Source organism: Streptomyces sp. H39-C1 (assembly GCF_027158125.1).
Taxonomy (GTDB): Bacteria; Actinomycetota; Actinomycetes; order Streptomycetales; family Streptomycetaceae; genus Actinacidiphila; species Actinacidiphila fildesensis.
The window spans coordinates 1-14,093 of record NZ_JAPVLS010000144.1; the positions used below are offsets into that span (position 1 = coordinate 1).

General features: G+C 67.9%; 10 protein-coding genes and 5 pseudogenes. 9 read left to right on the plus strand and 6 right to left on the minus strand.

Annotated elements, in window-relative coordinates; genetic code table 11:
• Positions 1-594: 594 nt before the first annotated feature.
• From O3W51_RS44995 to O3W51_RS45010, 4 genes and pseudogenes are all read right to left on the minus strand, one after another.
• Positions 595-1,023: a TetR/AcrR family transcriptional regulator gene (locus O3W51_RS44995; protein ID WP_269289645.1), complete on the minus strand. Its 429-nt coding sequence runs from the start codon at positions 1,021-1,023 to the stop codon at positions 595-597.
• 156 nt (positions 1,024-1,179) lie between these two features.
• Positions 1,180-1,575 (minus strand): annotated as a pseudogene (locus O3W51_RS45000) (NADP-dependent phosphogluconate dehydrogenase); the annotation flags it as partial.
• Between the two features lie 142 nt (positions 1,576-1,717).
• Complete coding sequence (locus O3W51_RS45005) at positions 1,718-2,596, minus strand: alpha/beta fold hydrolase (protein ID WP_138357051.1); 879 nt, start codon at positions 2,594-2,596, stop codon at positions 1,718-1,720.
• A 478-nt stretch (positions 2,597-3,074) separates the two neighbouring features.
• A pseudogene (locus tag O3W51_RS45010) lies at positions 3,075-3,632 on the minus strand (TetR/AcrR family transcriptional regulator).
• A gap of 174 nt (positions 3,633-3,806) precedes the next feature.
• Between O3W51_RS45010 and O3W51_RS45015 the strand changes: the two are divergent.
• The 4 genes from O3W51_RS45015 (at position 3,807) to O3W51_RS45030 (ending at position 8,014) form a co-directional block, all read left to right on the plus strand.
• On the plus strand, positions 3,807-5,306 hold the full coding sequence (locus O3W51_RS45015) for an MFS transporter (RefSeq protein ID WP_138357050.1): 1,500 nt from the start codon (positions 3,807-3,809) through the stop codon (positions 5,304-5,306).
• Between the two features lie 224 nt (positions 5,307-5,530).
• On the plus strand, positions 5,531-6,619 hold the full coding sequence (locus O3W51_RS45020; protein ID WP_269289650.1) for an IS110 family transposase: 1,089 nt from the start codon (positions 5,531-5,533) through the stop codon (positions 6,617-6,619).
• Between the two features lie 242 nt (positions 6,620-6,861).
• A complete protein-coding gene (locus O3W51_RS48670) occupies positions 6,862-7,086 on the plus strand; it encodes a hypothetical protein (RefSeq protein ID WP_306665066.1) in 225 nt (74 codons plus the stop codon).
• A 358-nt stretch (positions 7,087-7,444) separates the two neighbouring features.
• Positions 7,445-8,014, plus strand: coding sequence for a TetR/AcrR family transcriptional regulator (locus tag O3W51_RS45030; RefSeq protein ID WP_138357048.1), 570 nt, complete (start codon positions 7,445-7,447; stop codon positions 8,012-8,014).
• Positions 8,015-8,053: 39 nt separating this feature from the next.
• On the opposite strand, the pseudogene O3W51_RS45035 reads toward O3W51_RS45030, so the two are convergent.
• Positions 8,054-8,571, minus strand: a pseudogene (locus O3W51_RS45035) (TetR family transcriptional regulator).
• A 91-nt stretch (positions 8,572-8,662) separates the two neighbouring features.
• On the opposite strand from O3W51_RS45035, the gene O3W51_RS45040 reads away from it, so the two are divergent.
• The 3 genes from O3W51_RS45040 to O3W51_RS45050 all read left to right on the plus strand — a co-directional run bounded on the left by O3W51_RS45040 (position 8,663) and on the right by O3W51_RS45050 (position 10,998).
• Positions 8,663-9,181: an NAD(P)H-binding protein gene (locus O3W51_RS45040; RefSeq protein ID WP_232486206.1), complete on the plus strand. Its 519-nt coding sequence runs from the start codon at positions 8,663-8,665 to the stop codon at positions 9,179-9,181.
• A 117-nt stretch (positions 9,182-9,298) separates the two neighbouring features.
• Positions 9,299-9,424, plus strand: coding sequence for a hypothetical protein (locus tag O3W51_RS45045; RefSeq protein WP_269289655.1), 126 nt, complete (start codon positions 9,299-9,301; stop codon positions 9,422-9,424).
• A 539-nt stretch (positions 9,425-9,963) separates the two neighbouring features.
• Positions 9,964-10,998, plus strand: coding sequence for a hypothetical protein (locus O3W51_RS45050; protein ID WP_269289658.1), 1,035 nt, complete (start codon positions 9,964-9,966; stop codon positions 10,996-10,998).
• A gap of 76 nt (positions 10,999-11,074) precedes the next feature.
• Here the strand turns inward: O3W51_RS45050 and O3W51_RS45055 are convergent.
• A pseudogene (locus tag O3W51_RS45055) lies at positions 11,075-11,251 on the minus strand (zinc-binding dehydrogenase); the annotation flags it as partial.
• Between the two features lie 416 nt (positions 11,252-11,667).
• Here O3W51_RS45055 and O3W51_RS45060 point away from each other — a divergent pair.
• Both O3W51_RS45060 and O3W51_RS45065 read left to right on the plus strand, forming a co-directional pair.
• On the plus strand, positions 11,668-12,561 hold the full coding sequence (locus tag O3W51_RS45060; RefSeq protein ID WP_138357045.1) for an aldo/keto reductase: 894 nt from the start codon (positions 11,668-11,670) through the stop codon (positions 12,559-12,561).
• 124 nt (positions 12,562-12,685) lie between these two features.
• Positions 12,686-13,990: pseudogene (locus O3W51_RS45065) on the plus strand (DUF4246 domain-containing protein); the annotation flags it as partial.
• Between the last annotated feature and the right edge of the window lie 103 nt (positions 13,991-14,093).

A 14,093-nucleotide genomic window follows, 5' to 3' on the forward strand; every position in this document is an offset into this window, starting at 1 on the left:
TCACCGACGGCACCCCAGCACCTCCACCGAAGAGACGACACGACACCTCATCCCTGCCGCCAAGATGGCAATGTCATGCCTGACCAGCGGAAACACAGCGATCACTCGCGGAAAGACAACAGCTTCTTACGTCCCGGCACCACCCCGATGATCAGGCGCAAACCCCCTGATCAGGTGGAACCCATACACCACCACCCCGGACGTGACCTCCACCGGAGGGCTTCGCCATCCGCAGTGGGCGGAATCCTAACGGACGACGAGCGGGATCTCCGACGGCTGGGGCACAGGCTTTTCGGCCACTTGTCGGACCTCCACAAGTCCTTCGACGCCGGGCGGCACGCGCCTCGGCGTAAGTCCCGCGGAGTTGCCGTCTGCGATGCGGGTGCCGACCGTGCCGTTCTCCGGCATGCGGTCTGGCGTCACGTCCACACCGAAAGGACTCGCCGCCGCAGTCATGGACTGGCTCTTCATGGGTGTCCGGCATCTGCGAGCAGCCGCCGCTTCGCGCCGGACCCGCTTGGAACGGCCGCGCTCGTGGCAGCGGACGCCGCCTCAACCGACAGGCCGGATCGCCGGTTCTCCAGGAAGCTGCGCCTACACGCCCCACGCCTCTCGAAGCGCCCTGCCGCCGGCCGTCCGCAGGATCTCGGTGACCAGGTCTTCATCTGAGCGGCCGCACTGGGTCGCCAGGCGCCGCAGTCGCCGACGGAGCAGGGCCGCGACCTCCTCGTCGTCACAGGCGGCAGCGCAACCCTGGAGGAAGAGTTTCGCGAGTTCACCATCGTGGCGCCGCATGAGCCGGAGGCGGTTCGAGGGAGCGCCCGCATCCGCTCGGAGCGAGCCGCCCTCGCCGACGTCCAGCAGGTCGAAGCCGTGCTCGAGCACAGCCAGGAACAGTGCGCCCTTGGACCCGAACAATCGGAACAGGTACGGCTGGGAGAATCCGCATCGTGCAGCGATCGCCTCCGTGGTGGTGCCTTTCAGACCGCACCGGGCGAACTCGCCGACAGCGCGCTCAAGCACCTGTCGTCTGCGCTCGGCAGAAGCGGTCCGCGGACCACGAGCCGGGCTGTCCATAGTCCCATCTCCCAATCAACTGGCTGCGCTTGCAGCACCATTCACATGACGTTTGCCGTATATATGGGTCTGCCGCGTCCACACTGCCGGACCAGGTCCCGTTCACGCCGCGGTTTCAGGGCGGTCGGGCTGGGACCAGTGGGTAGGGAAGGCGCCGGGCCGTTCGGTGCGCTGGTAGGTGTGGGCACCGAAGTAGTCGCGGGCCCTGGAGGAGGGCGGCGGGCAGCCGGTCGGCGCGCAGGGTGTCGTAGGAGGACAGAGCCGCGGAGAAGGCGAGGACGGGGATGCTGCGGCGGGCGGCGGAGGCGACGACCTCCATGGCACCTGGGCGTCGGCGGTCTCCGCGGTGAAGCCTTCCTCGGTCAGCAAACTGACCAGGTTCGGCTCGGCGGCGTGGGCGACGCGGATGCGGTCGAGGAACGAGGCCCGGATGATGCACCCGCCGCGCCAGATTCGGGCGACCGTACCGAGATCGATCTTCCAGCCGTACTCGGCGGCCAGAATAGCTCCCTCGCGCGAGCCGCACCGCGTGTGGGAGTGCTGTCGGCCCCGACCGAGGTCATGGCCCAGCTCTGCGTCGCAGTCTGGGGCCGATGACAACCGCCCGTCGACCGCACGACCGATCATCAGGCCCTCGCAGTCACGCCACCGCGTTCAACAGGTCGGCCAGCACGCCGGGCCTTTCCAGGGCGATGAAGTGGCCCGTTCCTGGCACCTGCGTGAATTCGGCGGCAGGCAGCAGCTCCTTGTTGGCTTCCCGGTCCGAGCGCCGGGACCAGTCCTTCTCCCCGTAGACGAGGTGAATCGGGGCCCTGACCTCCCGGTAGCGCGAGCGGGCCGCGATCAGGCTGGGCAAGCTCTGGTACACGGCCCGGGCCACGGTCGGGTAGCCGGGGCGGCTGCCCACCTGAAGGAGTTCGTCCACGTAGTCCGCCCGCAGAGCGGTCCTGTCACCCAGGCCGCCCTGCAGGACCCTGCGGAGAACGGGCTTGGGCTCCACTCCAGCGATCACCGGGCCCACCCCCGGCGTGAGAACACCGCTGACCACCAGACGGGCGAGGAGACTGGACCGGGCGATACCGTCGCGGAAGTCGTACGCATTCACGGCCACGACACGCCGTACCCGCTCCGGCAGATCAGCCGCCGTGGTCAGAGCTAGCACCGCCCCCAAGGACTCCCCGACCATCGTCACATCGCGGAGGTCGAGTTCGGTCAGGAGCCGTTCAACGCCCGCGCGCATCGCCGGCTCGTCGTACGACGCACCGGAAACGATCTCGGAGTAGCCCATCCCCGGAAGGTCGAGGGCGTACACCGTGTACCGATCCGAGATCAACGGGATGAGGAAGCGGAAGTGCTCGGCCTGCGTGCGCACGGTGTGCAGCAGGACCAGGGGGGCACCGGTGCCCGCTTTGAGGTAGCGCAGCGTCCCCTCGCGGTTCGGGGGTCCTCCGCGCGGGGCGATGGTGTGGCTGGTGGCCCCCGGAATGTGGATCGTGGGACGCGTCTCCTGATCGGGCATGACGCAGACTCCTTCTCTCCCGGGCATTGGGGGCGCGAGTACCCCACATGCGAAACCGATCGGTTTCCAGTCATCGTAAACCGATCGGTTTCCACGCGCAAGCGCGGGATCCGCGAAGACGGCCTTGGGGGCCGGCTTGTTGGCGTGCGTCTCCGCCGGCCCGTCGGTCTCCTTGATGCCGAACCGCGCATGGAAGCGCGCGAGTGGGCCCGAGGCCCACCAAGCCGCCCCGCCCAGGAGTTTCATGACGGCCGTCCCCAGCAGGATGCGCACCACCAGCACGTCCGTCAGGGCCGCGAACACCATGCCGGCACCGAAGAGCTCCATGGTCAGCACGGCGCTCATCTCGATCGCCGCGAGCCGTCCTCATAGACCGCCGACTCGCCGCCGAAGTACGCGTGGGCGCCCGGCGGCGCCGGGACCGGAACAGTAGGTGCCCCGGGTGCGGGCAATCTCCCGGCAGGCGGTGGGTCGCCGGTCAGCGGTTGTCAGGTAGGGAATTGCCGCCGCCGGTGGCATCGAGGAATGTGCCGGCGGTCGCGACAGCGAGACCGTCGAGACGCCGTGCGTGTACGACAGACCAGGCGCTGGCTCCGTCGAACACAAGGGTCAGCCGCCTGGCCAGCTGGGCGGGGTCGGCTGCGCCGCCGCGTTCGGCTTCCCGCCGAAAGAACGCGGTCAGCCTGTCCTTCTGTCGACGGGCGACCAGACTCGCCGGATGCTCGGGCGACTTGACTTGGACCGCCGCAGCGACGAACGGACAGCCACGGAAATCGTCTCATCGTTCGAGGGCTTCCAACCGTTCGAAGACATGCAGAATCCGTGCTCGCGGCGGACGGTCGTCATCATCGGCTGGCAGCAGAAAGGCCGCATAGTCGAACGCCGCGCGTTCCCGCAGGCCGGCTGCCACCAGTTGATCCTTGCTGCCGAACAGTTGGTACATCGAACCCTTCGACACCCCGGCGGCGCGGCACAGCGTGTCGACGCCGATGTGGACGCCCCGTTCGTGGAACAGCTGCGCGGCCACGTCGAGCAACCGGTAGCGGTCGAGACAGCACCGGCAGTCAGCGCGGGCGTCGGCCTTGTCGGGTCGCTCACAGGTCGGAGACTACCCGTTTACTTGCATTGTGGAAACCGATCTGTTTTCCTGAGTGGAAACAGATCAGTTTCCGACGGGTGTTCGGCCTATGACCAGCGATAAAGGGGAAAAATGACTACCACCTTCGATCGTGGGGCGCCTGCCTCCGGGAAAACAGACTCGGGCCGTCGCGGCTCACATGCCATGCGCTGGTGGGTGCTTGTCGTGCTGGGCGTGGCACAGCTCATGGTCACGCTCGATGCGACCGTCGTGAACATCGCGCTGCCCGCAGCGCAACATGACCTCGGTTTCAGCGACGGCAGTCGGCAGTGGGTCATTACGGGTTACGCCCTGGCATTCGGCAGCCTGCTGCTGCTCGGTGGCCGACTCGGTGACCTGTTCGGCCGGCGTACCACCTTCGTGACCGGCCTCGTCGGTTTCGCGGGCGCATCCGTCGTCGGCGGCGCGGCCACCAGCTTCGAAATCCTCGTCGCGGCACGTGTAGCCCAAGGTCTCTTCGCCGCGCTGCTTGCGCCCGCGGCCCTCTCACTGCTCAGCGTGACCTTCACCCAGCCGTCCGAAAGGGCGAAGGCCTTTGGCATCTTCAGTGCGCTGGCCGGTGCGGGCGGCGCGATCGGGCTGCTGCTCGGCGGCATGCTCACCGAATGGGCGTCGTGGCGCTGGGTGATGTACGTGAACGTCGCCTTCGCGGCCGTCGCGCTGGTCGGTGCGCTGTTGCTGCTGGCCAAGCCCGCGATCACCGAGCGGCCCAAACTCGATATCCCGGGCACCATCACGGTGAGCGCCGCGCTGTTCGCCATCGTCTACGGGTTCGCGCACGTCGAATCCACCAGCTGGACCAACCCGGTCACCATCGCCTCCATGATCGCCGGCGTGGTGCTGCTCGCGGTATTCGTCTGGCTGGAGTCCTGGGTCGCGCATCCGCTGCTGCCGCTGCGACTCGTGCGGGACCGTACCCGCGGCGGTTCGTTCCTGGCGGTGTTCGTCATCGGCATGGGGATGTTTTCGATCTTCCTGTTCCTGACCTATTACTTGGAGGCCAGCCTCGGCTACTCGCCGATCAAGACCGGTCTGGCGTTCCTGCCGATGGTCGCGGGCATCGTTGCCGCGTCGACCACGGCGCCTGCGCTGCTGCTGCCCAGGGTCGGCCCGAAGATCGTGATCAGCGCCAGCTTCCTGGTCGCCGCAGCCGGTATGGCCTACCTGACCCAGCTCAAGCTGGACAGCACCTACGCCGCCCACATCATGCCCGGCCTTATCTTGTTGGGTCTCGGCCTCGGCGGGGTGATGACCACCGCGTTCCAGGGCGCGACCGCAGGCATCCACCACGAGGACTCGGGCGTCGCCTCGGCGCTGATCAACACCGGCCAGCAGGTGGGCGGTTCGATCAGCACGGCGCTACTGACCACCGTTGCCTCATCGGCCGCGACCCACTACCTGTCCTCGCACAAGGCCGGCGCGCTGACCGCGGCGCAGGCCGGGGTCGAGAGCTACACGGCCACCCTGGCCTGGGGCGCCGGGTTCTTCGTGGTCGGTGCGGTGCTCGCGGCGTTCCTGATCCCGAATAAGGCCCTGGCGCCGTCGGAGGGCGAGCCCGTGATCGCCCACTGACAGTGAGGATGTTCATGAGCGTCTCCCGGCGGGGTCTGACCCACCCACTGACTGACCTCGGGTCCTCAACGGGATCTGTCGACTCTGTCCGGGAGACGCTCGTGTGCAGCCACCGGACCGGCCTGCGTGACTTCATAAGAGCCTGGCCAGAGGCCCCATCACTGTCTTGTCCGCCCGCTCGGCCGGTGGCTGCCGCCCTGACCGCTCGAGTGGAGAGGACGGCGATGTCCACCATCGCACAGCAGGACCGCGAGATCACCGGCGGCGTCGACACGCACAAGGACACCCACACCGCGGCGGCCATCGACTCGGCGGGGCGCCCGCTGGGCGCCGAGCAGTTCGAGGCGACAGCGGCCGGCTACCGCAAGCTCCTGGCCTGGCTCCACTCGTTCGGCACCCTGGTGCTGGTCGGGGTGGAGGGCACCGGCGCCTACGGGGCCGGACTCGCCCGCTACCTGCACGAGCAGGACGTGAGCGTGGTGGAGATCGACCGCCCGGACCGCAAGGCCCGCCGCTGGCAGGGCAAGTCCGACCCGGTCGACGCCGAGGCTGCCGCCCGCGCGGCTCTGGTCCGACGCCGTACCGGCATACCCAAGCAGCGCGACGGCCAGGTGGAGGCTCTGCGGAGCCTGCGCGTCGCCCGCCGCAGCGCGGTCCGCCAGCGAGCCGACGTGCAACGGCAGATGAAGACTCTGGTCATCAGTGCGCCGGAGGAACTGCGCGCCGCCCTGCGCGAGCTGGGTGACAAGCAACTGATCGCCACGTGCGCGGCCTCCCGACCCGACGCCGAGCGCGCCGGGGAGCCCGCCATCGCGGCCAAACTCGCCTTGCGCTCCCTGGCCCGCCGCCACCAGCGGCTCACCGAGGAAGTCGGCGAGCTCGACGATCTCATCGACCCGCTGACCTCGGAGATCGCCCCGACCCTGCTTGCCCTGAACGGCGTGGGCTCCGACGTCGCCGGGCAACTGCTGGTCACCGTCGGCCAGAACCCCGAACGCCTCCGCTCGGAGGCCGCCTTCGCCATGCTCTGCGGCGCCGCCCCACTTCCCGCCTCTTCCGGGCGCACCCAGCGCCACCGCCTCAACCAGGGTGGCGACCGAGCGGCCAACTCGGCCCTCTACCGCATCGTCCTCTGCCGCCTGCGCTGGGACGAACGCACCAAGGAGTACATGGCACGCCGGACGAAGGAGGGCCTGTCGAAGAAGGAGATCATCCGCTGCCTCAAGCGGTACATCGCCCGCGAGATCTACCAGATCCTGACCGCCCCCACGCCGACGACCATCACCGCAGAGCAGCTCACAACCGCCGCTTGACATCCATAAGAGCATCCCTGAATCCACCGGGGATACGCGGTTGATCACAACGAGTGGTCAGTGAGAAATGCCCTGCTACCTGCGATGATTGGTGTTCTCAAGGCACAAATCAGCGAAGGAGGACCGGGCATCTCCGAGATGATGCCCACTTCTACCCGCGCGATTCGTCTTCAGAAATCTGATCATCACAGGTAGCGGGCACCTTCCGTCAACACGGCGTCAGATCCACGATGTGGGCTGAAATGCCGAGGCTGATGGGCATGCTGGTCATGGCGGGCGCGGTCGGCCTCATGGGGGTGGACGCCTCCTACCTGCCGCCGCTGTGGCTGTACTCGGTGTGCGCCATCGCGGTCTCCGGGATCGGTGCGCTCACCCTCCTTGCCGTGTTCGGCACGCCCGGCATGCTGGTGGTCACGCTGTTCCATGTCGCGAGGGCGGTGCCGACGGCCGGTGCCACCGCCCCTTGAGGCGCTGTCCGTCTTCTACCGCTTCCTCGCGGAGTTCGAGCCGCTGCGGCAGATCACCAGCGGTGTCCGCTCGATCCTCTTCTACGGCGCCCAGGGTGATGCGTGCCTGGCCCGAGGCTGGGGGATGATGGCTGTCGGCGTCATCGCAGCCGGCACTCTTCGGCTTCGGGGTGACGGGCTGGTACCGCCAGGGGCTGCACCGCGGCCCCGCCGGGACGAAGCCCGAGAAGACCGCCGCCCCGGCGTAGCGAAACCGTACTCACCTGCCCGCTCGGCCATGGGCGGTGCGAAGATCGCCGCCCAAAGCTTCGTAAACCGATCGGTTTCCATTTCGTCGGAAGCGAGTTAACCTCGCAGTATGACCACCGAGGCGAAGTCAAGTTCCCGAGAGCGGCTGTTGGAGGCGGCGGCCACGCTCACTTACCGAGATGGTGTCGGCATCGGCGTCGATGCGCTGTGCAAGGCTGCGGGGGTATCGAAGCGTTCCATGTACCAGCTGTTCGAGAGCAAGGACGAACTGCTGGCGGCGAGCCTGGAGCGACGAGCCGATTCCTACGCTGCGACGCTCCTGCCCGAGGCGGACGACGGCCGTTCACCCCGCGAGCGAATCCTGCACGTCTTCGAGCAGCTGGAGTCGCAGGCCGGTGCACCCGACTTCCAAGGCTGTCGGTACCTGGCCGTTCAAATCGAGCTCAAAGACCAGAGCCACCCTGCGAGCCAGGTGGCCCACCGGGTCAAGGAGAACCTGACCGCCTTCTTCCGCGCCGAGGCCGAACAGGGTGGGGCGAGCGACCCGGATCTGCTGGCCAGGCAGCTGACCCTGGTCTTCGACGGCGCCAGTGCCCGCGCGGGAATCGGAGCCGACACCCCGACAGGGCTCATCGCTCCCACGGTGGCCACCCTGCTCGATGCGGCAGGCATGCGCTGACGCATCGCCTATGCGAGCAGGCTCGGTGACCGATGTGCTCTACGAGTTGATGCCGGCCTCCGGCGACCCGAGCAGCCCCCAAGGCTTCATGCCCTCTTCCCGGCACTCGGGGGAAGCCCCCATGGCCGTAAGAGTGCTGATGAGCATGCCGCGAGCCAGGAAGGTCGTGGTCTCGTTGACATCGACGACCAGCGGCAGGTGCACAGTCTACCAGAGCCTCATCCAGCCGGCCCGGACGAGCTCGCCGATCTGGCCATCGCCCTGCGCCTCGGCGGCTGCCGCGAAGGTGTGTCCCCGCATCTGCATCAGGAGCGTTTCGGGGCGCGTGGAGATCAGCTGCGCGCAAGCGCCCGCCATCGCGTTCAGGGCCTGCTCGCCCCCATCCCTTTCGCCGCCCTCTCGAAGGCCAGGCGAGTGTCTTCCATGCTCCGCGCCAAGGCGGCGACGAAGATCGCCTTCTTGCCCGGGAAGAGCCGGAAGAGGTACGGCTGCGTGACGGCATGGACGGCGTGTTCAAGCACGGCTTCGAACGGACCGCCGCACCCCGTGCAGGGCACATCCTGCACCTCAAGCAGCCCAAGACGGCGGCCGATCACATCCTGGGCTGTCTGAACAGCTGACTCACCCAACCAGACTTAGGACATATTGATGCCAGAGCGCAATCCCATCCTGATCACCGGTGCCGCCGGCGAAATCGGTGGTGTGAGTCGAACGATGGTCGACATGCTGCTTGAACAAGGGTACCCGGTGCGTGCGTTCGTGCGGCAGGACGACGAACGCGCGGACTCGCTCCGCCAGGCCGGGGCCGAGGTCTTCGTCGGTGACCTGCTCAACATCGCTGACGTGACAGCCGCACTGAAGGACTGCCGACGCATCTACTTCAGCATGAGCCTGTCGCCGTACTACTCCGACGCCGTCATCCTGATGGCCGCGGCGGCGCGCGCCCAGAGCGACATTGAGGTCTTCGTCAACATCTCCGAGTACGAGCAGTCGTTCATGAGGCTCGAGAAGATGACCTGTTGGAGGGCGGGCCCAAGAAGCCGGGCGGCCGCTTCGACCGCACCCGGATGCAGGCCCTCATGGCAGTTGCCTGGTTTTGCGACAGCCGAAGAGATCCTCGACTCACTCGCCCGTTTCTGCCGACGGATCTCCGGCGCAGGACACTAGCTCAACGCATGCGCCAGCAAGGGCGTGAACGCCTCCCTGAAGGAGGCCCTGGCGGTTACGCGGCTGCCGACGCAAGTGGACCGGGACCGGGCTCCCTTGGGGCATGTGCAGACGTCGATGACAGCCGATCTGCTTGCTCCGAAGCGGCCGCCGCGGCGTCGACACCCGAAGATGCTGCCGGAGGGAGCCAAGGACGAGTTGCGGGGCGTGATGAACACGGCCCGTGACGAGATGGTCCTGTAGTGGCTGTCGGACACCAGCCTGCGGCCGGGCGGGTCATCGTCATCACCCAGCCCACCGGCAGGCCGGTGCCCGACCTCGTGTCGTACGCCCCCGAAGCCCCCGCCTCACGCGAACAGCCCGGCTTGCCGCTTCGCCGCCCCTGACCAGCACTTCAGCGCTACGGTTATCCGTAGATCGGCCCTGGTGCCGCCCTCCCCCCCCGTGGGGCGGCACCAGGGCCGTCTGCGTACTCACCATCGGCGAGATGCTCCACTTCAAGAGGTTCGGCCACGGCCTGCCGATGGAGATCGTGATGGGCCATCTCCTGACCGGCGGCGGTCCGGACGGAATGGACGCGTCAAGGTCGTCCCTGTCCAGGTGGTACGTGGCGACGAACCGCGCGCGTGGACGGACATCCACGCGGCGATCGTGGACCTGCTCGCGGGCCATCTGCCGGCAACGGATCGGCGGTAGCGCTCTCCCGGCTGGCGCCCGTGCCGGAACTCTTCGTGGGGCGGCCACGAGGGCCGTTGTCAGAGGCGATTGGCAAGATTGCGGCCATGAATGTCACTCCTGTCACTCCTGTCACTCCGCCACGGCCGATCGACGCTGCCGCGGTCTTTCCTCAACTGGCTCCGCTGGCCCGCACGGCGACCCGCCTGCACCCCCGCCCTGGGGCGCCGACATGGCACGACAGCTCGATCGGCGGGCCGCTGCTGTGGCCCGCTGAGGAGCCGTGGCCGCACTGCGAGGAACCGCATGTGGTGGATGGCATCAACCCAGCCCAGTCCCCGGCGGATCTGCGGCTGGAACGACGGATCTTCGCCGCCTCGCACGGCCGGGACCTGACTCCGGAGGAACGGGAGACTCTCGAGCGGATCCGGCCCCCTCGGACGTATCCGGTGAGGCTGGCCGTCCAGGCGTACGACGGCCCCATAGCGATGCTGCCCGTCGCGCAGCTGTACGTACGGGATGTGCCCGATCTGAGCCCGCCGGAGGGCAAGGACCTGCTGCAGGTTCTGTGGTGCCCCTTTGATCATCCGATCATGCCCAGGACCCTGCTCTTCTGGCGTTCGGCAGCCGCCGTCACTGACATCTTCGACACACCCCCCGAGCCGCCCGCAGTGCAGTTCGACGGCTATCTACCGGAACCGTGCGTGCTCGAACCGGAGCAGATCACCGAGTACCCCGACCATCTGGAGCTGAGCGAAGAACTGCGGGAGCAGCTCAAGCAATGGAGTGTGCCGCAGGCAGCAGAGGAAGACATGGACCCGGACACGTACTACGACTGTGTGCTGTCCAACGCACCCGGCTGGAAGGTCGGCGGCTGGCCCGCTTGGAACTCCACCGACCCCAGCTCGCAGCCCTGCTCCGAGTGCGACACCGGCATGGAGGTCCTGATGACCGTCGCCACGTTCGAGGAAGGGGACGACGCCGGGAACAGCTGGTCTCCGCACCCCCACCCAGGTGCTGGACCGTTCCCCGGCCACCGCGGCTACAACGCGACCGGGGTCCAGATAGGCAGCGGCTACCGGCAGCACCTGTTCGTCTGCCCGGCGGAGCCCGAGCATCCGCACATCGAGTTGATGACGTAGCCCGTCCGCAGTGTGCACCCGGGGCGTCACGGTGCGGGCATGCCGTGACGCCGGGTGGCCGCGAGGCTCAGGGTGCGTCGAAGCCCGCCGCTGCGTCCGGCGCGCCCTCACCGGAGCGGTTCAGGACGTGCGTGGCGCCCAGCTCCTTCGGGCGGGCACCACGCTCGGGCGACGAGGTGGTGACAGCCACCGAGACCGCGCCGCCCTTGGCCGCGAGCTGGACCGTTGTGATCCCGATGCTGCCCGCCGCACGGATGCTGAGGCCCTCACCCGGCAGGCCGCCGAGCGCGACAACACCGCCGCTCTGCTCGCCCTGGCCCAGGTGCGGGAGGAGGCCGGGGACCGGGACGGTGCCGCAGCCGAGGATCGGCGTGCTCGTGAAGCAGGCGGCGAGCTGAGACGCGCGGACGGGCACCGTCGCGACTGCGGGACTCCGCGAAGGCGACCTCGAGCATCCGAAGACCGGATGAGTGGACGATCACCGCGGACCACTCCCCAGACCGGTGCTCCGCCGTGGCTGCCGCCGCCCCTGGCGGAGCAAGCCGTAGGCCCATCGCACGCCTGACAGGAGCACTTGTCGAGGCAGTTTCCGCGCTCAGGGAGGGTAGGCGGGGTGGAGACTTCACGATGTCGCACCACGGAACGTGGTCAAAGAGGAGGCTCTTCTTCATGGGAAACACGCCGCACACGGGGACACGCCGTATCGGGGACATGCAGGTCAGCGCTGTCGGCCTCGGTGGGATGCCGCTGTCCATCGAGGGGAGGCCGGACCGGGACCGGGCGGTCGCCACGATCCACGCGGCGCTGGACTTGGGCATCACCCTGATCGACACGGCGGACGCCTACAGCCTGAACGGTGACGACTTCGGGCACAACGAGTCGCTCATCGCCGACGCCCTCGCCGAGTACGGTGGCGACACCTCCGACGTACTGGTCGCGACCAAGGGCGGGCACACCCGCACGGCGGAAGGCGGGTGGAGCCTCGACGGATCGCCCGCGTACCTGAGGCAGGCCTGCGAGGCGTCGCTGAAGCGGCTGGGCGTGGAGGCGATCGGCCTGTACCAGTTCCACCGGCCGGACCCGAAGGTCTCGGTCGCCGACTCGGTCGGCGCCATCCGCGAACTGCTCGACGAGGGCAAGATCCGATTTGCCGGGGTGTCGAACTTCGACCCCGCGCAGATCATCCAGGCCAACGAGATCCTCGGCGGCCGGCTGGCCGCCGTGCAGAACCAGTTCTCTCCCGCCTTCCGGTCCAGTGAGCCGGAGTTGGAGTTGTGCGACGAACTGGGCATCGCGTTCCTGCCGTGGAGCCCGCTCGGGGGAATCGGGAAGGCGGGCGGCCTCGGGACGCGGTTCGCCCCGTTCGCCGAGATCGGCGCCGCGCACGAGGTTAGTCCCCAGCAGGTCTGCCTGGCCTGGATGCTCGCCAAGTCGCCGGTGGTGGTCCCGATCCCCGGCTCGTCGCGGTCGGCCAGCATCCAGGACTCCGCCGCGGCGACCACGCTGGAACTGACAGCGCAGGAGGTCGCGCGACTGGACGCGTCGCATCAACCGGCGTCCTGACGTTCCGGGCCGGGCCGGGCCGCCCGGCGCCGGCAACGGGGGCCGGTCACTGACCGGGGCTGCGGTGTCAGTACGCTGACGTATTCTTCCGGCCACCGCACACCGACTCGAAGGACCACGCCACGTGACCGGCCTGTCTGCATTCCCTCTACCTTTCCAAGCTTCCCGTTCCCTGCCGTTCGCGACCCCCCGAACGCTGCGGGAACTGCAGATGATGCAGTGCAGCGCACATATCCGGGCGAAGCCGGGGTGGTTCGACAAGATGAGCGATGCCGACATCGCCGCCAGGTGGACTCAGGAGGCGGTCGCCCAGGGCCTGACCGAAGCGCAGGTTCGTTACGTGCTCGGCGAACTCCGGTACTACGCCACGCTGCGGGACGCGCCGACCGGGGTCGAGGTGTCCGCCGTCGACGGAGTGTGGCAGTCGGACACGCTGGTCGACGACCAGCTCGGATCCCGGCTGCGCGAGGCGGTTCGGGTACTGGAACAGGTCCCCGCGGCGGATCAGGACTGGCATCCCGGATCCGACGGGCTGGTGCTGGATCTGGTTCATCCCTCGCTGTTCTGCCTGGCGAGAGAGGTGAGTGGGGCCCCCGAGCAGGCTTGGCAGAACCCGACGGACCGCTACTCGAAGTACGAGTTCTCGGAGAAGTTCCAGTGGCTGCCCACGGACGTCGACATCTCTGACGACGGCGATGCCGCGTTCTGCTCGTACGTGAACAACGTCCACCCCGAGACGCATCGCGAACTGGCTTCCGTCCTGCCGGACATGTTCGCGCGCATGCGCCCGCTGCTGGAGAACGTGCTGACCGATCTCCGCCACCCACGGCCCTTGCGGATCGAGGCCGATCCCTACGGATGGTACGACCCGGAGCCGGAGTACCCCGACAAGGCCTCCTACAGCGACAAGGAGGCCTTCGCGGAGGCCGTCCGGGTATGGGAGGAGACCCATGACGACTGGTGGGAAACCCGTCGTCCAACCATCCCCGACGCCCCGGCCTTCAGCGCGCCCGAGTTCCCCGACGAATCCTCCCGAGTCGACCTGTGCGGCCGCCGCCTGCAGGTCATCGTCAAGCTCGCCACCATTCAACTCACCCCGGACAAGACTGAGTATCCCGGAGGTAGCTGGCATGTCGAGGGAATGATGAACGAGCGGATCGTCTCAACAGGCATCTACTACTGGGACAGCGATAACATCACCGAAAGCCGGCTGAGTTTCCGGACGGCACTCGATGACCCGTCCTACCAACAGAGCGATGACAACGGCATGCGTGAGGTCTACGGCCTCGAGAACGAAGGCGCTCTGAACCAGATCCTGGGATCGGCAGCGACCCCCGAGGGCCGCTGCCTGGCGTTCCCGAACATCCTGCAACACCGCGTCAGCTCATTCCGCCTCACCGACCCCCAGGGCTTCGGCGTGAAGTCGGTATGACCGGTTCGCGATCATGGAATGTCCAGAATGTGCAGCGGTCGGGTGGCGTCGCGGGCGTTTCTCCGGAGGGCGGCGGCGATGCATTGTCGGCCGATGAGGC

What these genes read in the sequence shown, in the direction of transcription:
- O3W51_RS45015 (WP_138357050.1), top strand. Translation starts at nt 3,807, where the DNA reads ATGACTACCACCTTCGATCGTGGGGCGCCTGCCTCCGGGAAAACAGAC.
- O3W51_RS45050 (WP_269289658.1), top strand. Translation starts at nt 9,964, where the DNA reads ATGAATGTCACTCCTGTCACTCCTGTCACTCCGCCACGGCCGATCGAC.
- O3W51_RS45020 (WP_269289650.1), top strand. Translation starts at nt 5,531, where the DNA reads ATGTCCACCATCGCACAGCAGGACCGCGAGATCACCGGCGGCGTCGAC.
- O3W51_RS45030 (WP_138357048.1), top strand. Translation starts at nt 7,445, where the DNA reads ATGACCACCGAGGCGAAGTCAAGTTCCCGAGAGCGGCTGTTGGAGGCG.
- O3W51_RS45040 (WP_232486206.1), top strand. Translation starts at nt 8,663, where the DNA reads ATGCCAGAGCGCAATCCCATCCTGATCACCGGTGCCGCCGGCGAAATC.
- O3W51_RS45045 (WP_269289655.1), top strand. Translation starts at nt 9,299, where the DNA reads ATGACAGCCGATCTGCTTGCTCCGAAGCGGCCGCCGCGGCGTCGACAC.
- O3W51_RS45060 (WP_138357045.1), top strand. Translation starts at nt 11,668, where the DNA reads ATGGGAAACACGCCGCACACGGGGACACGCCGTATCGGGGACATGCAG.
- O3W51_RS48670 (WP_306665066.1), top strand. Translation starts at nt 6,862, where the DNA reads ATGCCGAGGCTGATGGGCATGCTGGTCATGGCGGGCGCGGTCGGCCTC.
- O3W51_RS45005 (WP_138357051.1), bottom strand. Translation starts at nt 2,596, where the DNA reads ATGCCCGATCAGGAGACGCGTCCCACGATCCACATTCCGGGGGCCACC.